This is a genomic window from Wolbachia endosymbiont (group A) of Alloplasta piceator, assembly GCF_964028505.1.
GTDB classification, from domain to species: domain Bacteria; phylum Pseudomonadota; class Alphaproteobacteria; order Rickettsiales; family Anaplasmataceae; genus Wolbachia; species Wolbachia pipientis.
Genome location: NZ_OZ034793.1, coordinates 219307 through 239975 on the forward strand (window position 1 = coordinate 219307; position 20669 = coordinate 239975).

17 protein-coding genes, 1 tRNA gene and 4 pseudogenes are annotated in these 20669 nt (G+C 35.0%); 12 read left to right on the forward strand and 10 right to left on the reverse strand.

Annotated features, from left to right (window positions below):
• Positions 1–66: 66 nt before the first annotated feature.
• Together rsmD and ABWU31_RS01110 are read left to right on the forward strand one after the other, a co-directional pair.
• On the forward strand, positions 67–615 hold the full coding sequence (gene rsmD, locus ABWU31_RS01105; RefSeq protein ID WP_077188204.1) for a 16S rRNA (guanine(966)-N(2))-methyltransferase RsmD: 549 nt from the start codon (positions 67–69) through the stop codon (positions 613–615).
• Between the two features lie 136 nt (positions 616–751).
• Positions 752–2134, forward strand: a pseudogene (locus ABWU31_RS01110) (IS66-like element ISWen3 family transposase).
• A 257-nt stretch (positions 2135–2391) separates the two neighbouring features.
• Here ABWU31_RS01110 and ABWU31_RS01115 read toward each other — a convergent pair.
• Positions 2392–3403, reverse strand: a protein-coding gene (locus tag ABWU31_RS01115) for an IS630 family transposase (protein ID WP_353271144.1) whose coding sequence is annotated in 2 segments (ribosomal slippage) — positions 2392–2940 and positions 2942–3403 — 1011 coding nt in all. Because the reading frame shifts where the segments join, the coding sequence is not laid out codon by codon here.
• A 147-nt stretch (positions 3404–3550) separates the two neighbouring features.
• Between ABWU31_RS01115 and ABWU31_RS01120 the strand changes: the two genes are divergently transcribed.
• Together ABWU31_RS01120 and ABWU31_RS01125 are read left to right on the forward strand one after the other, a co-directional pair.
• Complete coding sequence (locus ABWU31_RS01120) at positions 3551–3727, forward strand: hypothetical protein (RefSeq protein WP_155968924.1); 177 nt, start codon at positions 3551–3553, stop codon at positions 3725–3727.
• A gap of 417 nt (positions 3728–4144) precedes the next feature.
• Positions 4145–4218: transfer RNA gene (locus tag ABWU31_RS01125), tRNA-Arg, on the forward strand.
• A gap of 8 nt (positions 4219–4226) precedes the next feature.
• On the opposite strand, the gene ABWU31_RS01130 is transcribed toward ABWU31_RS01125, so the two are convergent.
• Both ABWU31_RS01130 and ABWU31_RS01135 read right to left on the reverse strand, forming a co-directional pair.
• Positions 4227–5177 carry a complex I NDUFA9 subunit family protein gene (locus tag ABWU31_RS01130; protein ID WP_236514355.1) on the reverse strand — a complete coding sequence of 317 codons (951 nt, stop codon included), beginning with the start codon at positions 5175–5177 and terminating at the stop codon, positions 4227–4229.
• 50 nt (positions 5178–5227) lie between these two features.
• The gene (locus ABWU31_RS01135; protein ID WP_353271267.1) at positions 5228–6757 is read right to left on the reverse strand and encodes a UDP-N-acetylmuramoyl-tripeptide--D-alanyl-D-alanine ligase; all 1530 of its coding nucleotides are present in this window, start codon (positions 6755–6757) and stop codon (positions 5228–5230) included.
• A 183-nt stretch (positions 6758–6940) separates the two neighbouring features.
• Here ABWU31_RS01135 and ABWU31_RS01140 point away from each other — a divergent pair, with 183 nt between their 5' ends.
• Genes ABWU31_RS01140 through mdh form a run of 7 tightly spaced genes read left to right on the forward strand, consistent with a single transcriptional unit; the run spans position 6941 to position 10755 of the window.
• Positions 6941–7708: a hypothetical protein gene (locus ABWU31_RS01140; protein WP_353271403.1), complete on the forward strand. Its 768-nt coding sequence runs from the start codon at positions 6941–6943 to the stop codon at positions 7706–7708.
• 16 nt (positions 7709–7724) lie between these two features.
• On the forward strand, positions 7725–7982 hold the full coding sequence (locus ABWU31_RS01145; protein ID WP_006279579.1) for a hypothetical protein: 258 nt from the start codon (positions 7725–7727) through the stop codon (positions 7980–7982).
• A gap of 3 nt (positions 7983–7985) precedes the next feature.
• The gene (locus ABWU31_RS01150; protein WP_338482554.1) at positions 7986–8354 is read left to right on the forward strand and encodes an HIT domain-containing protein; all 369 of its coding nucleotides are present in this window, start codon (positions 7986–7988) and stop codon (positions 8352–8354) included.
• Positions 8355–8372: 18 nt separating this feature from the next.
• On the forward strand, positions 8373–8726 hold the full coding sequence (locus tag ABWU31_RS01155; protein ID WP_006279576.1) for an NADH-quinone oxidoreductase subunit A: 354 nt from the start codon (positions 8373–8375) through the stop codon (positions 8724–8726).
• Positions 8727–8729: 3 nt separating this feature from the next.
• Positions 8730–9236, forward strand: a complete 507-nt coding sequence (locus tag ABWU31_RS01160; protein ID WP_006279574.1) for a NuoB/complex I 20 kDa subunit family protein — start codon at positions 8730–8732, stop codon at positions 9234–9236.
• On the forward strand, positions 9229–9801 hold the full coding sequence (locus ABWU31_RS01165; protein ID WP_006279573.1) for an NADH-quinone oxidoreductase subunit C: 573 nt from the start codon (positions 9229–9231) through the stop codon (positions 9799–9801). The genes ABWU31_RS01160 and ABWU31_RS01165 overlap by 8 nt, the downstream gene beginning before the upstream one ends.
• Before the next feature lie 3 nt (positions 9802–9804).
• On the forward strand, positions 9805–10755 hold the full coding sequence (mdh, locus tag ABWU31_RS01170) for a malate dehydrogenase (protein ID WP_353271268.1): 951 nt from the start codon (positions 9805–9807) through the stop codon (positions 10753–10755).
• Positions 10756–10803: 48 nt separating this feature from the next.
• On the opposite strand, the pseudogene ABWU31_RS01175 reads toward mdh, so the two are convergent.
• From ABWU31_RS01175 to ABWU31_RS01190, 4 genes and pseudogenes are all read right to left on the reverse strand, one after another.
• Positions 10804–12186: pseudogene (locus tag ABWU31_RS01175) on the reverse strand (IS66-like element ISWen3 family transposase).
• A gap of 87 nt (positions 12187–12273) precedes the next feature.
• On the reverse strand, positions 12274–13020 hold the full coding sequence (lepB, locus tag ABWU31_RS01180; RefSeq protein WP_353271404.1) for a signal peptidase I: 747 nt from the start codon (positions 13018–13020) through the stop codon (positions 12274–12276).
• A 950-nt stretch (positions 13021–13970) separates the two neighbouring features.
• Complete coding sequence (locus ABWU31_RS01185; protein WP_006280416.1) at positions 13971–14858, reverse strand: aspartate carbamoyltransferase catalytic subunit; 888 nt, start codon at positions 14856–14858, stop codon at positions 13971–13973.
• A 203-nt stretch (positions 14859–15061) separates the two neighbouring features.
• Positions 15062–16087, reverse strand: coding sequence for a Fe(3+) ABC transporter substrate-binding protein (locus ABWU31_RS01190; protein ID WP_006279947.1), 1026 nt, complete (start codon positions 16085–16087; stop codon positions 15062–15064).
• Positions 16088–16584: 497 nt separating this feature from the next.
• Here ABWU31_RS01190 and ABWU31_RS01195 point away from each other — a divergent pair.
• Positions 16585–17132, forward strand: a pseudogene (locus ABWU31_RS01195) (DUF6444 domain-containing protein); the annotation flags it as partial.
• A gap of 16 nt (positions 17133–17148) precedes the next feature.
• On the opposite strand, the pseudogene ABWU31_RS01200 reads toward ABWU31_RS01195, so the two are convergent.
• The 3 genes and pseudogenes from ABWU31_RS01200 to rsfS form a co-directional block, all read right to left on the reverse strand.
• Positions 17149–17970: pseudogene (locus tag ABWU31_RS01200) on the reverse strand (IS5 family transposase).
• A 730-nt stretch (positions 17971–18700) separates the two neighbouring features.
• Positions 18701–19951, reverse strand: coding sequence for a tyrosine--tRNA ligase (tyrS, locus tag ABWU31_RS01205; RefSeq protein WP_007548582.1), 1251 nt, complete (start codon positions 19949–19951; stop codon positions 18701–18703).
• 231 nt (positions 19952–20182) lie between these two features.
• Positions 20183–20500, reverse strand: coding sequence for a ribosome silencing factor (gene rsfS / locus ABWU31_RS01210; RefSeq protein ID WP_006279567.1), 318 nt, complete (start codon positions 20498–20500; stop codon positions 20183–20185).
• Positions 20501–20669 lie beyond the last annotated feature (169 nt).

Genomic DNA, 20669 nt, shown 5'->3' on the forward strand with positions numbered 1-20669 from the left:
CTGCTAAAGCCATATTGACATTAATCATATAGTATAAATAATTAATTATTTTGGAGCTTATTTAATATGCTACGCATCATTGCAGGCAAATATCGCGGAAGAAAAATAACTACAGGTAAGCATTTAGCTGCACGGCCAACTATGAGTATTGTCCGAGAAGCAATATTTAATATGCTTTCCTCAAGAAAACCTATTTATAACTTGAATGTACTTGATTTATTCTGTGGTAGTGGTTCTTTTTCATTTGAAGCGCTTTCTCGCGACGCTAAACATGCATTCATGGTGGATTCAGATTATTACAATTTGCAACTGCCTAAAAAAACAGCAGAAGATTTTGGAATTACGAACAATGTCACGCTAATTTGTTGTAGTGCTAACAAATTGCCACAACCTATTTCAAAGTGCGATGTAGTTTTTATAGACCCACCTTACAATAGCAATCTAGTTGAATCAACGTTGAATGGACTAGCTCACTCAGGCTGGTTAAGTGATGATGCATTGATAATTCTAGAGATTAGGAAAAACGAAGATTTTGAGTGCAATAAAAACTTCAGTATAATCTTGGAACGCACCTACGGTATAGCGAGAATAATTTTTCTTTCTCTATTAACTTGAACTTGCATATACTTTTCATTGATGAGTTCCAGTTCTATTTTCGTCAAGTTTCCGGAGAGTATCCGTTCAGCGGAGTGGCAGAATAAGGTAGACAAGGTGATCTAAAAAGATAATCATAGAGCAAAAGTGAAATAATATGGTAAACCTTTTAGAACTTTGCAAAAATTTACAGCAAAAAATAGAAAGGTTAGAAGCAAAAATAGAAAGATTGGAAAAAGAGAATGAAAGTTTAAAAGCAGAAAATAAGGCTTTAAAGATAGAAAATGCTGAGTTAAGAGAAAGACTCGGTTTAAGCTCAAAAAATTCATCAATACCAAGTTCCAAAGAGTTGTATAAAATAAAAAAGAATAAGCCGAAAAGCGAAAGGAATATTGGCGGTCAGGTTGGTCATAAAGGAAGTTTTCGCGCCAACATGGATGCAGATAAAGTAGTAAAGATAGAGTTGCCTAATACTTGCGAATGCGGAGGAGAAATTGCAATATGTGAAAAACCATATATTCATCAGAAAGTTGATCTTCCAGAAATCAAGCCTTATGTAGTGGAATATCAGTTAGAACATGGCCGTTGTCGGAGATGCGGAAAGAGAAGAAGTAGCAAGTTACCGGAAGGTGTTACGCCAGATACATTTGGTCCAAGGGTTAAGTCAATAATTGCAGCGTTCAGCGGATTCTACAAAAATTCAAAACGCGAAATAGCGAGTGTCGTAAATGATATCTTCAATTTGAACATAAGCGTCGGTAGCATATCAAATAGTGAACATAGAGTTGCTTCAAAATGCAAAAAAATGTATGAGCAGATCGAACAAGAGATAAGTAGGAGTAAAGTTCTACATATTGATGAAACGAGCCATTATAACAAAGGTAAACTCGCTTGGTGTTGGATGTTTGCAAGCAATACGGCAAGTTTTGTAAAATTTACAGAGTCAAGAGGAATGAAAGTTTTACAAAATAGTAAATTCTGCAATCGCAATAGCTTGGTAATAACTGACAGGTATGCAGCATAGAATTATTTTGCCGATAAAAACAGGCAAATCTGTTGGGCACATTTATCAAGAGATTTTGAAAGATTAGCACATAGTTGGAATATTGAAGTTAAAGTTCTGGGTTGTTACTTGAGAAACGTGGCCACTGAATTATTTGCACTAAAAAAAGCTTTACTAAAAAGTGAGATAGATGTTTTGAGGTTTGTCAGACGTGCCAGAAAATTAAGAAAACGTACAAAGTATTACTTGAAGGAGATATCTCGTTTACCTGAAGCAATTGGAGCCTCTCGAGTTGCAAAAAATGTTCTGAGATCTGAAAGAATGATGTGGAAATTTTTAGATGACCCAGAAAATATTCCGCTGACAAATAACCACGCTGAACGGCAAATTCGGCATTATGTCGTTTATCGCAAAAACTCATATTTTACACAATCAAAGCGGGGAAATACATTCCTTGAGCGGATAATTTCATTATACTTAACTTGGAAACAAAGGGGTCTCAATCCTTTCCAAAATCTCCTATCTATTGTTTCTTAAACCACTCTCCTGAACGGATACAAGAAATTTATTATTAATTTTAAGAAATACTATAGCTGACCCAAGCAACACGTCATACCGCGATTCATTTCATAACTGTACGAACATTGTAGTGTGGGCCACCAGTGGGGTGTCATCCGAGTAGCTTGACTACTTGGATCCAGTTTTCTTTACAAATTCACAAAAAGTGCTTCATTCTATAACGCAAAACCCATACTCACCAAACCCAATGCATTACTTGCAATTAATACCAATTCTCATTGTTGTCCAGTCAAATAGGAAACATTGCAGAGTTGTTTAATTGTGGAGCTGGCAAGAGAAGTAATAAATTTGCACAAAGCACCCTCAAGTAGAGCAATTGTATCGTATATTTTATTGCGCAAAATGTTCTGTTTTATATATAACCAAAGCCTCTCAACAGGATTTAGCTCAGGTGAGTATGGAGGTAGGTATATAATGTCGATATTTTTAGGTACCTTTAAATTTTTTGACCTATGCCAACTAGCACAGTCCATAACGAGAAAAGCCTCTCGTGTTTCTAGATATTGCGAAATTTGCTCAAGAAATATGTTCATGCAATCAGTGTTGACATTTGGTGCAAATAAGCTAGAACTCTCTCCATTTCTAGGATTAACTGCACTATAGAGATAGAAATTTTGCCTACCTAATTTTGTTTTAACCTGTGTTCTAATCCCCTTTTTAAACCACCCATGTCCAACTTTTGAATGTGTGCCAAACCGTGATTCATCAAAGAAAAATAGCTCTTTTTCTGGATACTTGCTAATAGCTCCATTGAGATTTTTTTTTGAATTCCTCTTGTTTGCTTTTATCTTGTCCATTATGAACTGGTCTTGGTGTAATATATGAGAATTTCATCTTTTGCATATGGCGGTGTACTGTAGATTTGCTGATATTTAATCCGAACTTTTCCTGGATTCTTATTCTCATTTCTTTAATGGTGATATTAGGATTTTCTTCTATCCACTCTTCAATTTGCTGTAGTTGAGCCTGATTTAATTTAGTTTTTCTACGACGTTGTGAAGGAGCAAACAGTTTTTCTTCTCTGCCAATTTTCAAGAGTTTTACCCACGAAGTTAGTGCGCTTCTTGAAATGCAATATATTTTTGCTACAGCCGTTATACTGTACTTTTTTGCTGCAATTACAGCATTTAGTTTTTTTGAAACATATGCATTATTCATTACTTTCTTCAGCATTTCTTTTGCTGATTCTACTACTTTTTCATCCAATAATTTTGATCTTAATGCCATTTAAACCTCGCTATTTTACTTACTTCAGTATGGCTTTTCTTCCATCATTGTCCATCTGTTTGCCCTGTAATGGGAATTGGTATTAGCCGCTAACACGTAGCGGGATGACGGTTGTCGTTTAGCTACAAACGTTAAGAAATTTACCAAATGAAAAAAAAGGCAAAAGAAGCCCTGGGGTTATTATCCGCTTTAAAATATTGGCGTTTTTTATGTTTTAAACGCTTGACAAGCAAGATTAAGCTGCTTTTAATTGCAACTAACTTACGCTGCAAATGTTTAAGAAGTTTACTAAGCAGAAAAAAAGACAAAGAATCCCCGAGTTAGCTAGTCTTTTACTATCTCTGTCGAGTATTGGCATTTTTTGATGTCTTGTAACGCTTTATAAGCGCGTTCAGCTTATTTAGATAAAAATCTAGATGTAGATGAAGTTTTGTAAAGACATACAGTATCTATATACTGCAAAAAATTGAACATAAGACGCCGATACATTAAGTAATCCTTACCTTTTAATCTGCAGATTGGCGAAAGCAAATACAATAGCTTCAGTTTCATGATAAGGGGACTGGCAAGGCTTGTCAAGCAAGTTTCTATATAATATTTTCTAAAATAAATAGACTTCTCACATCCAATTTTGGCAGCGCGCGACACACAACTGCAATGACAAGGTGTTGCAAGATAAACATCATATTCACACGAAGTACTTGACTTCACTTGTACTAAGAAGCATTTTATATATGTTGTGTGCCCGTAGCTCAGCTGGATAGAGCAACAGCCTTCTAAGCTGTGGGTCGTAGGTTCGAATCCCACCGGGCACACTCTTCTATCAATACTTTCTATAAATCTTCAAGTACTCTGGCACCACATTTTCAATTGCTAATGGTCGAACCTTCATTGTTTCAAGGTCAACTGACTTTTCGATTGAACTATTCATCATAACTTTCACCTGATCTTGAGTAAGCATAGGGTTCGTATCTCCGGTTATTGGTTTTAGCAGCATAGAAATAATTTTATTTTCTAAAAAGAAAGCTATTAACTTTGCCATTGGAAAAGATACATTGATCAACAAACACTTTCTGTTAGTAACATTCAGAATAAACTTCAATAAGCTTTTGAAAGAGTAAACCTTTGGTCCGCCCATGTTATAAATTTTCTTGTCTTGCTTATTAAAACTGATAATACGATATACCACTTCAGCTAAGTCTGTTACACATATGGGCTGAAATTTAGTCGTTCCATTGCCAATTAGTGGTAAGAAAGGAAGAATAGTTGCTAATCTTGCAAATTTATTAAAGAAGTTATCTTCCTTACCAAATACAAGACTTGGCCTAATTATTATTGCTTCTTGAAATGCTGAAGTTACAGCTTTTTCACCTTCCAATTTACTTTGAGCATATTTTGACAACTTGCTATTTTCTATTCCCATAGCAGAAAAATGTATCATCATAGGTACATTTTTCATTTTTGCAGCTTTTGCTATCCTTTCAGCTATTTTAACGTGAACAGCGTAAAAATCGTGCTTTTTTGCTTCATATAATATTCCCACTAAGTTTATAGCTACATCACATTCTTCCATACCCTCCAGAACTGATTTTTCATCAAAAAAATCGCCTTTAAATATTGATATTTGTCCTAAATTGCCACACAATTTTAAACAAGCAGCTTTTTCCTGATTACGAGTGAATATCTTTATTAAATATCCTTCTTCTGCCAAGCGTCTTACGATGTGTTTCCCTATAAACCCCGTTCCACCAAAAATAATTACACGTTTTGTCACAATTAAAGTTCCTAATAATTTGTTACTGTAAATTAATACAATGATTTCGCTTAATATTTTATTACGAATTCCCGTACAATAAGATCCATTTTCATTCCTCGTGAGCCTTTAACTAGAATTGCATCATTATTCTGAATAATGTTAGCTAAATCACTTTTCAATTGATTAGAATCATTAAAATGCGTGCCTCTTATATTATCTGGCAAAAGCTCATGCAATTCTAACATAAATTTACCAACTGTATAAACTTTATCTATATTATTTTCTGTGATAATCTTAACCAAATCTGTATGAAACTCTATGCTTTCATCACCAAGTTCCAACATATCACCAAGCAAAGCTATTTTTCTCTGATTAGAATATGTACTCAAAGTTTTTATTGCAGTTTTCATCGAAGTAGGGCTGGCGTTATAGGAGTCATCAATTAAATGTATATATTTTTTATTGTATTTGACCTTATGAATATTGCCTCTACCTTTCGCTACACTAAAATTCTTAAGTGCAAGTGGTAATTTTGATAAATCAAGTCCGAGGCTTTGCACAACTGCTGCAACAGCAAGTAGCGAATAAGCAAAATGCTCACCTTGTACACGTAAATTACAGTTTATAATTTGATTATCACTCAGCCTGATTTTTAAACTTAATCTATTAGCAACTCGGTTTGATGTCATTCCAGCGCGTGACGCTGGAATCCAGTCTTTATTATACAACCGTCTGATATGCTCATTTGCAATTGAACTTCCTGGATCCAAGTAGTCAAGCACTGGGATGACAGAAGATAGTGCTGAAATGACAGAAGATTCATCGTTTCTTATTAAGTTTAGTAAACAAACTTCAGCATTTTTATCTTTACCGAAGCTTATTACATTTCTATTGGCGTGTGATGAGAGATAATCATAATATTTATTATCTCTGCTTAAAACCAAAGTACCGTTATTTTTCATACCATACAGAATTTCTAACTTCGCTTGTGCAACGTCAAATAGTGATGAAAAATTTTCAGTATGTGCAGGTTCGATGTTGGTAATAACTGCAATATTCGGATTACTAATTTTTGATAATTCTTTTATTTCACCAGCTTTATTCATTCCCATTTCAAGAATTAAGTACTGGCAGTTTTTTGGAGCTTTCAGAATTGTCAAAGGCAATCCTATATTATTATTTAAGTTACCTTCATTTACATGAGATACTCCATATTGCGATAAAACAGTGTGCAGCATATCCTTTGTAGTGGTTTTCCCAACACTGCCTGTAATTGCAATAACTTTAGCATCAACAAGAACATTTCTAATGTAGTATGATGCCATACCGTGCAAAGCTTTCAGGGTATCTTGTACAATAATGAGAGGGAAATTTTTATATTTACCCTCACTCACTATTGCAGCGACAGCCCCTTTTAAAAACGCTTCATGCAAAAAATTATGGCCATCAAAATTCTTTCCCTTGAGGGCAATAAATAAATCACCTTTTTTTATGCTTCTTGTGTCCGTTGAAATATTTGAGCTATGTATCCAATTACAACCATTTACGTCTCTTCCGCCAGTTGCATCAATGATATTATTTGTGTTCCATTTAAACATAATTTAGAGTATTCTTTATAATAAATTGAACAATAAAAGTAGCGAAAATACTACATGTTTTAGACAATGTGCAAATAACGGTTGCAATCCCTATAATTCTATCTTATAATGGATATAGAAGTTTAAATTTTTTCGTCTATAATTAAAATGTATTTAGTTATAGAAAGTACCTTGGAGGTATGTATGGCAGAATCTATTTGGGCTAAGATAGGCGGAGCAGTTAAAACAGGTGTAGAAGCTACAGGTCGGGTGTTTGCTCTTGTGCCTAAAGCACTTATTTACCCTATAAAGAAGCCGTTTGCTTCAACGGGTGAAATGAAACATGATGCTACAGTTTCGTTAAAGAAAGCTGTTGGTATAGATGTACCTGAAGAAGAAAGGGAATATGATCCACCTATAGAAACCACACAGGCTAGTAAGGATCTTGGTGTACAAATAACAGAGCAAAAGAAAGGGATAGGAAAGGTAAGTTTTTTAGTGTCAAGAACTCTGACGGGAGATATACCTTGTTTGAATGATGAACAATTGAATAAAATAAAAGCATTAAAAAGTGAGTATTCAAACATCACTATACATAGAGAAGAAAATAAAATTGTAATTGAAATTAACGTTGAGGAAATAGCTAACACTATTAAAACTAATCCTGATAATACAGGCAAGAGCGAGAAAGAAATAAAAGAGCTTGTTCTTAAAGGAATTGCTAATAAAGTTGACGAAGACCTTAAGAAGCTGGCAAAAATTACCGGTGGAGAATTTAAAATTCATACAGACTTAAAATTGCTGAATGGTATTGCAGAAAAATTGTATTATGATAATCAAAAGCAGTCATCAGACAAAGTTGTGAAGTCTGATGTTGGTCAGCCTTCAGAAACTATAGCTTCAGGTGAGAAAAAATGGGCGCAAGAAGCTATAAAAGCAGGTAAGTCGCAAAGTTGTGGAATGCAAAAATAAGTTATAGGGGAGTATTATGAGTGAAGCTAAAAAAATAGAGGAAAGACATCATAGTCTAACTGTTCCTGGGGATATGTATCACTTACAACCAGGAGTTATTACTGGAAAAAGGGTAAGTGGAATAGAACCCTTTTTGAAAGAACAGCAGGACATGGTAAAAGTAAGGGAACTTGTAAGCTCTTTAAATCTTGAAGATGCTTCTGGTGAAGCGATAAAACCACTATCTACACCTAATGTAGAGAAAAACGAAGAAAGAGGGAAAGGTCGCTCTTAAAATATGAGCAATGAAGCTTATGATAGCGATAACATCTTTGCTCAAATATTAAGAGGTGAGTTACCTTGTGGGAAGGTACATGAAAATGAAAATGTACTAGCTTTTCATGATAAGTACCCTGACGCGCCAGTTCATATTTTAGTTATACCAAAAAATCAATATATTTCATATGATGACTTCATTCTAAAAGCTCCTGAAGAGGAAATAGTGGATTTCTTCAAAACTGTAAGAGAGATAGCACACAAATATAATCTAGAAAAAACAGGATATAGATTAGTCACTAACTACGGTGAAAATGGAGAGCAGGTTGTACCACACTTTCACGTGCATATTTTAGGTGGTAAAAAGTTAGGAAAGCATGTAAACTCATAGTGTTATATGTTTTGTTAAATGAGCGAATATTTAACCATAGTAATCTTTATCTGCGTATCAATTGTAGTATCTTTTGCTTTAGGTATATTGCCTATGTTTCTTGCAGTGAGTAAGCCAGATGGTGAAAAGCTTTCCACATATGAGTGTGGCTTCAATCCACTATCTAGTGCAAGAAAAAATTTTGACATTAAATTTTATCTAGTTTCAATATTATTTATAATATTTGACTTAGAAATTGCTTTTCTTTTTCCTTGGGCTGTTTCTTTATCTAAGATAAGCTATGGTGGATTTTGGTCTATGATGGTATTTCTTGCAATACTCACTATAGGTTTTATCTATGAATGGTGTAAAGGTGCATTAGAGTGGGAGTAGTTTATGACAAATCAAATTCTATCTAATGATGACTGGGGTCGTTATAAAAAAGAAGGGTTTCTTGTCACTAAATTTGGTGATTTAACAGATTATGTAATGAATTGGGCAAGGTCTGGTTCATTGTGGCCAATGACATTTGGTCTTGCATGTTGCGCAGTTGAGATGATGCATACTGCATCCAGCCGTTATGATCTTGATAGATATGGTATAATGTTTCGTGCAAGCCCACGTCAATCAGATGTGATGATTGTTGCTGGCACACTAACTAATAAAATGGCAGCAGCATTGCGCAAGGTTTATGATCAAATGGCAGACCCGAAGTATGTTATTTCCATGGGAAGTTGTGCAAATGGTGGTGGTTATTACCATTACTCTTATTCAGTAGTTCGAGGCTGTGATAGAATTGTGCCAGTTGACGTGTATGTCCCTGGATGCCCACCAACCGCTGAGGCGTTGCTATATGGAATGCTATGCCTACAAAACAAAATAAAACGGACTCGGAATGGATAAAACTGCAAAGTATATACAAAAAAAGACCAAATGCGAGTGCATTCAAAAAGATGATGGCATTATTGTAATATATTCAACTTTAGATGAAATTGAAAAGTACCTATTCTTTCTACGTGATGATGAAAAGTGTAGGTTTGAACTATTAGTTGATATTTTTGGGGTTGACTATCCAAATAGAGAGAAGCGTTTCGAGCTAATATACAATCTGCTCAGCATTGTGCATAATATTAGAGTACACATAAAGCTTCAGTTATGTGAAAGCGACATGCCTCCAAGTGTAGCGAAGATATTTAGTACGGCTTTGTGGTTTGAGCGTGAAGTGTTTGATATGTATGGAATAGAGTTTTCTGATCACCCTGATTTGCGTAGGATTCTAACAGACTATGGATTCAAAGGTCATCCAATGTTAAAAGATTTCCCTCTCACTGGTTATGAGGAAGTAAGATATGATATAGAGACAAAAAAGGTTGTATATAATCCTATAGATTTACCGCAAGATTTTCGTATGTTTGATAGCTTATCGCCTTGGGAAGGTAAAACCATAAAAGTAAATACAAAGGAGTAGAAAATGACAGTACAAAGAAAAAAAATATCTTTAATCGGTGCAGGAAATATCGGTGGAACTCTCACCCATATGATTGCACTAAGGGAACTCGGTGATGTTGTTTTACTTGATATTAGTGATGGAATACCACAAGGTAAAGCACTCGACATAGCAGAATCATCCCCTATTGATGGATTTGATGTCAATATTACTGGCACAAATAGGTATGAAGATATAAAAAACTCCGATGCAATTATAATAACCGCTGGCATTGCCAGAAAACCAGGAATGAGCAGAGATGACCTCCTGCAAACCAATGCTAAAGTAATGAAGGAGGTTGGCGAAAATATTAAAAAATATTCTCCAAACACGTTTGTAATAGTGGTTACCAACCCTTTGGATGCCATGGTTTCAGTGGTGCATAAATTTTCAAACCTTCCAACTAATATGATTGTTGGCATGGCAGGAGTGCTTGATTCTTCCCGTTTTCGTTACTTTCTTGCAAGTGAGTTAAATATCTCAGTTGAAGATATATCTGCTTTTGTGCTTGGAGGACATGGCGACACTATGGTACCACTAATCAATTGTACTTCAGTTGCTGGAATTCCACTTACTCAAATTATCGATATGGGTCTTATCACACAGAAAAAAGTCGATGAAATAGTTGAACGCACTCGCAATGGCGGTAAAGAAATAGTTGATCTGCTTAAGTCTGGATCTGCATACTACGCTCCTGCATCTTCAGCTATATGCATGTTAGAATCATATTTAAAAGATAAGAGGCGCATATTACCATGTGCTGCTTACCTTAATGGTGAATATGGTGTAGAAGATTTGTTTATTGGTGTTCCTGTAATTATTGGAAAAAACGGAATTAAAAAGATCCTAGAAGTTAAAATGAATGATAGTGAACAAGAAATGTTTAATAAGTCTGTAAACTCGGTGAGAGAGCTGGTGAAATCTTTAGGTTCATAAGCAAATTAATGGTTTTATAGAGCTTCTGTATCCGTTCAGGAGAGTGGTTTAAGAAACAATAGATAGGAGATTTTGGAAAGGATTGAGACCCCTTTGTTTCCAAGTTAAGTATAATGAAATTATCCGCTCAAGGAATGTATTTCCCCGCTTTGATTGTGTAAAATATGAGTTTTTGCGATAAACGACATAATGCCGAATTTGCCGTTCAGCGTGGTTATTTGTCAGCGGAATATTTTCTGGGTCATCTAAAAATTTCCACATCATTCTTTCAGATCTCAGAACATTTTTTGCAACTCGAGAGGCTCCAATTGCTTCAGGTAAACGAGATATCTCCTTCAAGTAATACTTTGTACGTTTTCTTAATTTTCTGGCACGTCTGACAAACCTCAAAACATCTATCTCACTTTTTAGTAAAGCTTTTTTTAGTGCAAATAATTCAGTGGCCACGTTTCTCAAGTAACAACCCAGAACTTTAACTTCAATATTCCAACTATGTGCTAATCTTTCAAAATCTCTTGATAAATGTGCCCAACAGATTTGCCTGTTTTTATCGGCAAAATAATTCTATGCTGCATACCTGTCAGTTATTACCAAGCTATTGCGATTGCAGAATTTACTATTTTGTAAAACTTTCATTCCTCTTGACTCTGTAAATTTTACAAAACTTGCCGTATTGCTTGCAAACATCCAACACCAAGCGAGTTTACCTTTGTTATAATGGCTCGTTTCATCAATATGTAGAACTTTACTCCTACTTATCTCTTGTTCGATCTGCTCATACATTTTTTTGCATTTTGAAGCAACTCTATGTTCACTATTTGATATGCTACCGACGCTTATGTTCAAATTGAAGATATCATTTACGACACTCGCTATTTCGCGTTTTGAATTTTTGTAGAATCCGCTGAACGCTGCAATTATTGACTTAACCCTTGGACCAAATGTATCTGGCGTAACACCTTCCGGTAACTTGCTACTTCTTCTCTTTCCGCATCTCCGACAACGGCCATGTTCTAACTGATATTCCACTACATAAGGCTTGATTTCTGGAAGATCAACTTTCTGATGAATATATGGTTTTTCACATATTGCAATTTCTCCTCCGCATTCGCAAGTATTAGGCAACTCTATCTTTACTACTTTATCTGCATCCATGTTGGCGCGAAAACTTCCTTTATGACCAACCTGACCGCCAATATTCCTTTCGCTTTTCGGCTTATTCTTTTTTATTTTATACAACTCTTTGGAACTTGGTATTGATGAATTTTTTGAGCTTAAACCGAGTCTTTCTCTTAACTCAGCATTTTCTATCTTTAAAGCCTTATTTTCTGCTTTTAAACTTTCATTCTCTTTTTCCAATCTTTCTATTTTTGCTTCTAACCTTTCTATTTTTTGCTGTAAATTTTTGCAAAGTTCTAAAAGGTTTACCATATTATTTCACTTTTGCTCTATGATTATCTTTTTAGATCACCTTGTCTACCTTATTCTGCCACTCCGCTGAACGGATACAGAAAAAGCTTACACAACCTTGTGCAATACCCTATTTAACCTCAAGGCAACAGGTAACCTGAAATTAAATGGTAACCAATCGACCTTTCCTAATTTAAATGATAAACCAACTATGCTTACACGCCCAATGATATTTTCCATTGGTACAAAACCAACTTCAGGAAACCTGCTATCCAAAGAATTATTTCTATTGTCTCCCATAACAAAAAATTGATCGTTAGGTACATAATAAACCGGAGTGTTATATGATAGCTTATTAGAAATGTTATCTACCAAAATCTCATGCTCCTTGCCACTTAAAAGCGTTTCTATATATCTTGGTATGTTACGATTCGACTCATAATCAAAAAAACTTTCAATTTGCCTTCGCTCTACTTTCTGATCATTTAGGTATAATTCTCCCTCTATCATTTGCACTTTGTCACCTGGTGTTCCTATTACTCGCTTAACAAACCTGATGCTGTCATTTCTTGTGGGTTTGAAAACTATTATGTCGCCACGCTTTGGAGGGGTATAAAAAATCCTGCCGCTAAAAATGTTTGGAGAAAATGGAAAGGAGTGTTTACTGTAACCGTATGAATATTTACTAGTAAAAATGTAATCCCCTTCAAGTAGGGTGCTTTTCATTGAACCAGAAGGTATATGAAATGGCTCGAATAAAAAACTACGTATTGATAGCGCAATCAACAGTAAAAAAAACAATGAAGATAAAAATCTTCCCGCTCTTATCACCCAGTTTTTGCTTAGTTCTTCCAACTTTTCCAACTTTGTTTTTCTTATAGATTAAGCTTATTATAATACATAAATTAAAAAATGGTAATATGAAATTTTACTTGTGAATGTTATTCCTCTATTCAAAACAATTTTGAAAAGGCGGTTCATTTCTTTCAACGGCGTCATCCAAGTAGCGTGACACATAACTGTACGAACATTGCAATTTGCAGGTGGCAGATGAAAGTAGCTGATGCACATCTGTACGAACATTTGCTTTTGTTAAGGTAATATGGTGTTATGAAAGTAGCTGACACTGGAATGGCTTTGTTGCATCGCTACTTATGAAAGGCTAACTATAGTTAGGATTATAAGCAACCTATTGAAAATCTTGTTTTTTTGCAATCAATCTGATCAAATTTAAGAATAGTAATTTGTTATTTATATTAATAAATTTAATTCTATTGAAAATAGCTAAAGCATTGAAATTCTTGAATTTTAGCCGGATTAGTGAGTGGTAGTGAAATTTCTTTTACTCAAATTTAGGTATTCATTGACCGTTCTTGTTATAAATACCAGAATAATAAGCTACTGATATTCGCTATCTTTTTTTATCTTTAATCCATCATAGCTAGCGATGCAACAAAGCCCACTGGAATCCAGGTTGTAACCATTCACGGATTGTGAGAATGAATAAAGAACTAAGCAGTCGTAACTTTTGGAAGGGATTTTGGCCATTGAGACGTGATGTCAAAAATATCGACAACATTCTTTCCACAAATCTTTCTCCATGTTCCGACCAGGTGAAAAAGCTGTTTTTACGATAGCCGTCTAATTTGCCGTTCTGCAAGGTTGTTGATTGACTTCAGGCTTTCGTAAAAACTTCCACACCATATCCTCGGCCTTAACATCTTAATGGCCATTCTCAAACCATTTACAAGCCTTGTCATTTCATGCCCCCCCTTTTTGCATTAGTTGTGTAGCATCTTTTAATATTAGCAAGGCCTATAATAGTGCAACACTGCCTTACGTATTGCCAATCCAAATTCTACTTGCTGTAAAATAACACAATCTGCTACATCGCTGCTAATCTCAATCCCTCTGTTTATTGGCCCTGGGTGCATAACAATCGCATCTGGTTTTGCGTATGATAGCTTTTGTGAATCAAGTCCATACAAATAAAAATATTCTTTCTCTGAAGAACTATTATTCATGCGCTCTTTCTGCAATCTCAAAAGCATAATTACGTCAGCATCCTTTATACCTTCAATTAATGAATAATGGACTGAATCTACTTCAGGAAAATGCTTACAAATCAAAGTTGGTGGTGCGACCAAGTTTATCTCTGCTCCAAACATTTTTAGCAATCTTATATTTGATCTTGCAACTCTACTGTGCAGAATATCTCCACATATCACAACTTTGAGGTCCTTTATTTGCTTTTTGTGATTGCTGATTACAAGATAGTCTGCAAGAGCTTGAGTTGGATGTTCACTACTTCCATCGCCTGCATTGATTAGCGAGCAGTTAACATACTTTGCCAGTGTATTAATGATACCACTACTTTTATGCCTGATTATTATGTAATCAGGATTCATTGCATTTAATGTTTTGATCATGTCTTTTAGATCTTCTCCCTTGTTAATAGAAGAAGATCTTATTGGCAAAGTTACAACATTTGCTCCAAGGCTTTTTGCTGCTATTTCAAAAGACGCAAGTGTACGCGTTGAATCTTCAAAGAATAAATTTATTACTGTCTTATTTTCCAAGATATGACTATTTGCAACTTCTTTTTTAAGGTACTGGTTGGCCAACTTAGTTATATTTTCTACATCATCGACTGTAAGGTCTGAGATGTTTAACAAATTCCTTCTCTTGTTCATAGTTTCCTTTTCAACTATTTGAACCTATTCTACTTTCTTATTACCTTTTTTCAATAGACTTCTTGTGCAGCAATTGTTTTGGTGAAAGAACGGAAAAAGATAGTAAAGTCAAAATTAAGTTAGAAGGAAGAAAAAGTTCAGCGAGTCAAGAGTAAGGTATATTAGCATAAATCTTTCATCCCAATGTTTAGTGGCGCTGGGGATTACTTCCACTTACACTCATCCGCTATCATAACAGCCTCAAAAAGATGCTTCTCAAGTTCACTTAGAGGCAAATCACTTTGTGAATAATTTCCCCAAGATTTTAGTATATCGGAAGTTTCAACGCCTTCAATAATAGGATATTCTTGGTTTTTTTTAGCGTATAACTCTTGAGCCTGCTTGCTTACTAAAAATTCCAATAAGACTATAGCATTTTCCCTGTTTTTTGCGTTTTTTGTTACTGCTGCACCACTGATGTTTACCATTACACCGTGATCGTTGCGATTAGGAAAAAAAGCCCCTAGCTTGTCTGCAACATTCTTTTTATTTTCTGATGAAAGAATTCTCGCAAAGTAGTAGCTGTTTACTATTGCAACATCTCCCTCACCCGCTGCTACGGCGTAAATTTGATCAGTATCACCACCACTTGGTTTTCTTGCCATATTGCTCACAATTCCGCTTACCCATTCTTTCGTCTTTTCAAAACCATTATTTGCAATCATAAAAGCAATTAACGATCTGTTATATGGACTTGTAGAAGAACGCACTAATATTTTTCCTTTCCATTTTTCATTTGCTAAATCTTCATAAGTACTTAAGTCCTTAGGGTCTACTGACTCTTTATTGTAAACCAATATCCTAGCTCTTTTTGTAAGACCAAACCAATAATCTTCACTGTCTCTAAATCTTGCAGGTATAACACTTTTTAAAACCCCTGAATCTACTTGAGATAAAAGTCCTCTTTTTTTTGCTAGAATTAAGTTGATTGCATCAGCAGTCAAAAATAAGTCAGCTTCACCACCGTTTTCCATTCGTGAAAGTAGCTGAGAATAATCATCAATGATGTAACGTACTTTAATACCTGTATTTTTCGTGAATTCATCAAACAAAGTACGTACTAATTCTTCTTTGCGCGATGAATAAACATTTACCACTTGTGAGTCATTAGTTCCGTCGTTTCTGTATAAATAAGTAATAACTATCAATATAATTGCTATTAAGGATGTGAATATAAAGGCTTTTTTCATATTGGATAAAAAATAACTTCTTTCAGTTAAAGTTACCAAGATGGTACAACTTTAGCAAGTGTAAAGTTCGTTAGATAAATCATAAAAACTTCCTTGACAAGCTTCGCCAGCCCCCTTATTATAACACTGAAGCTATTTATTTATCTTCGCAATCTCTGCAGTGGATTAATGACAAAAAACTTAATGTATTTGGCGTAAATCATGCTTAATTTTTTGCACTATGTGCACCTTATGTCTTTATAAAATTTCTAGGTTTTTACCTAATATAAGCTGAAATGCGCTATTTAAAACATTAAAAAACGCCAACTTAAAAAATGGATAGTGAATAACTAGCTACCCTAGGGTTTCTTTTGCCTTTTTTTCTGTTTAGTAAATTGTATCCGTTCAGCGGAGTGGTAGAATAAGGTAGACAAAGCAAGATAATAAAGATAATCATAGAGCAAAAGTGAGGTAATGTGGTAAACCTTTGAGAACTTTGCAAAAATTTACAGCAAAAAATAGAAAAACTGAAAGCAGAGATAGAAAACTTAAAAGCAGAAAATAAAGCTTTAAAGATAGAGAACGCTGAATTAAAGGAAAGGCTCGGTTTAAATTCAAAAAACTCATCCCTGCCCAGCTCAAAAGAGCTATACAAAATAAAAAAGGACAAGCCAAAAAGCGAAAGGAATGTTGGCGATCAGGTTGGGCATAAAGGAAATTTTCATGCCACAATGGAAGCGGATAAAGTAGTAAAAATAGAGTTGCCTAATATTTGCGAATGCGGAGGAGAGCTTGTAATATGCGAAAAACCTTATGTTCACCAAAAAGTTGATCTTCCGGAAATTAGGCCTTATGTAGTAATTGGAACATGGTCGTTGTTGGAGATGCAGAAAAAGAAAAAGTAGCAAGTTACCAGAAGGTGTTACGCCAGATACATTTGGTCCAAGGGTTAAGTCTATAATTGCAGCACTCAGCGGATTTTACAAAAACTCAAAGCGTGAAGTGGCTAGTATCATAAATGACATTTTTAATTTGAACATAAGTGTTGGCAGCATATCAGAGGTTGTCCACAAACCAGTAAATCAAGCATATTCCCTACTTAACATAACTTTACTCATAGCCAGATATATGAAACTTTCAGTAGATGTTGTAAGTAAATCGTACTCCTTTGATAGCCTTCTATTTCTATTGATCCAAGCAAAAGTCCTCTCTACCACCCACCTTCTCGGCTGTACTGAAAATCCAGGATCCCGTTGTGGCAATAGTTCTAGTGGTGTATCTTTATGCACCCAAAACCTACATGGAGGCCTTTTGACAATTTCAATATCTATCCCATATTCTCTCTTTACGTAATCCTTTAAATCTTTTCCTTGGTATCCCATATCAGCCCACATTTTCTTAATATTGCTGTATTTTTCCTTCATATTGTCCAATGCCATCTTCACCCCATCTCTGTCATTTTCGCTTGCAGCTCCTACATAGCAACCAAGCACAAATCCTTGAGTATCTGTGATTATATGTCTTTTTCTCCCCTTTACCTTTTTCGCACCATCATAACCTTTGCCCCCCTTTTTCCGTGGTTTTTACCGATTGACTGTCCACTATGCATGCGCTCGGCTTCCCATTTTTGACCTACTATATTTAGTGATATCATAGTTCATTTTCTCAAAAATTCCCTGCTTTTTCCATCTTCTAAACTGTTCATGCACAGCCTTCCACGGCGGAAAATCGTGTGGTAAATAGCGCCATTGACATCCTGTGCGCAGTATATAAAGAATTGCATTTACTATCTCACACTTACTGTATTTTGGTGGCCTTCCTCCTTTCTTGTACGATACTCTGAAGTGTTTTTCTATTCTTGCCCATTCCCTTTTACTTAAATCTGTTGGATATTTTTTCCTCATCTCTTACCTCAATATTCTTTCTTTATATACTACGTATTCCTTGGTTTGTGGACAACCTCTTACCAACTTAATAAAATTCCTGGATCCCAGTGGGCTTTGTTGCATCGCTAGCTATGATGGATTAAAGATAAAAAAGATAGGGAATATCAGTAGCTTATTATTCTGGTATTTATAACAAGAACGGTCAGTGAATACCTAAATTTGAGTAAAAGAAATTTCACTACCACTCACTAATCCGGCTAAAATTCAAGAATTTCAATGCTTTAGCTATTTTCAATAGAATTAAATTTATTAATATAAATAACAAATTACTATTCTTAAATTTGATCAGATTGATTGCAAAAAAACAAGATTTTCAATAGGTTGCTTATAATCCTAACTATAGTTAGCCTTTCATAAGTAGCGATGCAACAAAGCCATCCCAGTGTCAAGCACTGGGATGACAAGAAGAGGGTACTTGGATAAGAGGCATTGCCCTCCTGGTAGGCCCAAATTGCAATGTCCGTACAGTTATGGATTCATTCGCGGTATAGATTCCGCTAATGAGTAGCGGAATGACGAATTTGTTGTTTTTCAAATTGTAGGTAAACCTAAGCCACTTTAGCTATATATAATAGAATTTCGCTTTCTACTATCTTTCCAGTTGTTTTATACATAATTCTCGAATTTTGAAAATTTGCTCCATATCTAATTTCTCACTTGTATAAAATTTGTTTTCTTACTTCGAGACCTAATCTACCACAACTTTTATATGGCGTTTCTTTCCTGCAGATAATTTTATAAATGGCTGATCTTTAAAGCTTTCGAAATTTATTACATGATCAATATTGTTTACAACATTATCATTAATCTTGCATCCGTTGCCCTGTATTAAACGCTTTGCAGCGCCTTTTGAAGGTTCAAAACCGGTGTCATGTAGTAGGTCTACTAAGGATATGCCGCTTGCAACTTGTTCTTTTTTTATGATGTAATCAGGAAGTAGTGAGCTATCTTCATTCTCAAAAGCAGAAATTGCAGCAAATTGTGCAAGTTCCGCTTCTTTGTCACCATGACATATTTTTGTCACTTCTGTTGCCAAGACCTTTTTTGCTTCATTTATTTCTTGATCCTTTAAAGACTCTAATTTTCTAATCTCATCAATTGGCACATCAGTGAGCAATCTTAAAAAACGTCCAACATCTTGATCATCAACGTTGCGAAAATATTGCCAGTAGTCGTAAGGCTTTAGCATATTATCATCAAGCCACACTGCTCCACTTTCAGTTTTGCCCATTTTTTTTCCTTGTGCATTTAATAAAAGAGGCATGGTAAGGCCAAATAGCTCAGGTAAATTCAACTTTTTTCCAAGTTCAATTCCGTTTACTATATTTCCCCACTGGTCTGACCCTCCAATCTGCAGACGACAATCATATTTTTTGTTTAATTCAATAAAGTCGTAAGCTTGCAATAGCATGTAATTAAATTCCAGAAAGCTTAAGGTTTGCTCTCTATCCAGCCTGGTTTTCACACTATCAAAACTTAGCATACGATTTACAGAAAAATAAGCTCCTATATCACGCAAAAAATCTATGTATTTTATGTTATCCAACCAATCTGCGTTATTTACTATCATTGCACCAGTCTTGCTGTCATTAAAAGACACCATTTTCTCTAATATTCTCCTTATGCTGGATGTATTTTGATTGATGTTCTCTACAGGCAAGATGCTTCTTGCTTTATCTTTGAAGGATGGGTCACCAATTTTTGTTGTGCCACCTCCAAGTAAGACTATCGGCTTATAACCAAATTTTTGTAGGTGACAGAGCATCATAATCTGAATTAGGTGACCAGCATGAAGACTTGGTGCTGTGCAATCAAACCCAATGTATGCAACTATATAATTGCTCTGCAATAATAATTGATCTAGTCCTTCAATGTTTGTGCATTGGTATAGGTACCCTCTTTCTTGGATGAAATTTAAAAATTCAGATGCGTGTTTCATTTTATAAACCCCAGTCTATCCTGTCATTAATGCCGAAGGTAACCCTAATAGAGAAGCCAGTGCCCAGACACTGGAACTTAATTATAAACAAGCACACTATACAACGTTTTCGATGAAATTGCATGAAAAACTGGATTCCAGTGTCAGCTACTTTCATGACACCACTACCTGTGCAGGAGTTGCCTTCAAAATTACAACGTTTGTGCAATTGTGTACCAGCTATCTGGATAATCAATTCCATAACTCTTCTATTTTATAATACTCCCTTACTTCCGGCCTGAATATGTGAACCATTATGCCTTGAAAATTCAAAACCACCCAATTGCCTTCATCCATACCTTCTACATCTATTTTATCATGTGGCTTGAGGCTTTTTATTACGTGCTCAGCTAAAGCTTTAACGTGACGGCTTGAATCACCAGATGCAATAATCATATATTTTGCAATAACGGTTTTATTCTGCACATCAAAAGTTACTATATCATGACCTTTATTTTGATCTATTATCTCTTCAATTGTACTTCTTATCGATTCCATATCGCTAAGCATTGTTTACAGGTTATATGATTCATTTATAATTATATACTCAAAATTTCTAAATATGAACTATTTTCAACGCAACTACTTGTTAAAGGTATTACCTGCATCTATTTTATCATCATGTTTTTAGTATGTACAATGTATATACTTTTTATATAATTGAAAATAGCTTTTTACT

Bases quoted from the DNA above. Each gene is read 5' to 3' on its own strand.
- ABWU31_RS01140 (WP_353271403.1), top strand. From the start codon at position 6,941: ATGGCAGAATCTATTTGGGCTAAGATAGGCGGAGCAGTTAAAACAGGT.
- ABWU31_RS01120 (WP_155968924.1), top strand. From the start codon at position 3,551: ATGAAAAAAAAGGCAAAAGAAGCCCTGGGGTTATTATCCGCTTTAAAA.
- ABWU31_RS01150 (WP_338482554.1), top strand. From the start codon at position 7,986: ATGAGCAATGAAGCTTATGATAGCGATAACATCTTTGCTCAAATATTA.
- ABWU31_RS01155 (WP_006279576.1), top strand. From the start codon at position 8,373: ATGAGCGAATATTTAACCATAGTAATCTTTATCTGCGTATCAATTGTA.
- rsfS (WP_006279567.1), bottom strand. From the start codon at position 20,500: ATGCTTAGCGATATGGAATCGATAAGAAGTACAATTGAAGAGATAATA.
- mdh (WP_353271268.1), top strand. From the start codon at position 9,805: ATGACAGTACAAAGAAAAAAAATATCTTTAATCGGTGCAGGAAATATC.
- ABWU31_RS01135 (WP_353271267.1), bottom strand. From the start codon at position 6,757: ATGTTTAAATGGAACACAAATAATATCATTGATGCAACTGGCGGAAGA.
- ABWU31_RS01185 (WP_006280416.1), bottom strand. From the start codon at position 14,858: ATGAACAAGAGAAGGAATTTGTTAAACATCTCAGACCTTACAGTCGAT.
- ABWU31_RS01190 (WP_006279947.1), bottom strand. From the start codon at position 16,087: ATGAAAAAAGCCTTTATATTCACATCCTTAATAGCAATTATATTGATA.
- tyrS (WP_007548582.1), bottom strand. From the start codon at position 19,951: ATGAAACACGCATCTGAATTTTTAAATTTCATCCAAGAAAGAGGGTAC.
- rsmD (WP_077188204.1), top strand. From the start codon at position 67: ATGCTACGCATCATTGCAGGCAAATATCGCGGAAGAAAAATAACTACA.
- ABWU31_RS01160 (WP_006279574.1), top strand. From the start codon at position 8,730: ATGACAAATCAAATTCTATCTAATGATGACTGGGGTCGTTATAAAAAA.
- ABWU31_RS01145 (WP_006279579.1), top strand. From the start codon at position 7,725: ATGAGTGAAGCTAAAAAAATAGAGGAAAGACATCATAGTCTAACTGTT.
- ABWU31_RS01165 (WP_006279573.1), top strand. From the start codon at position 9,229: ATGGATAAAACTGCAAAGTATATACAAAAAAAGACCAAATGCGAGTGC.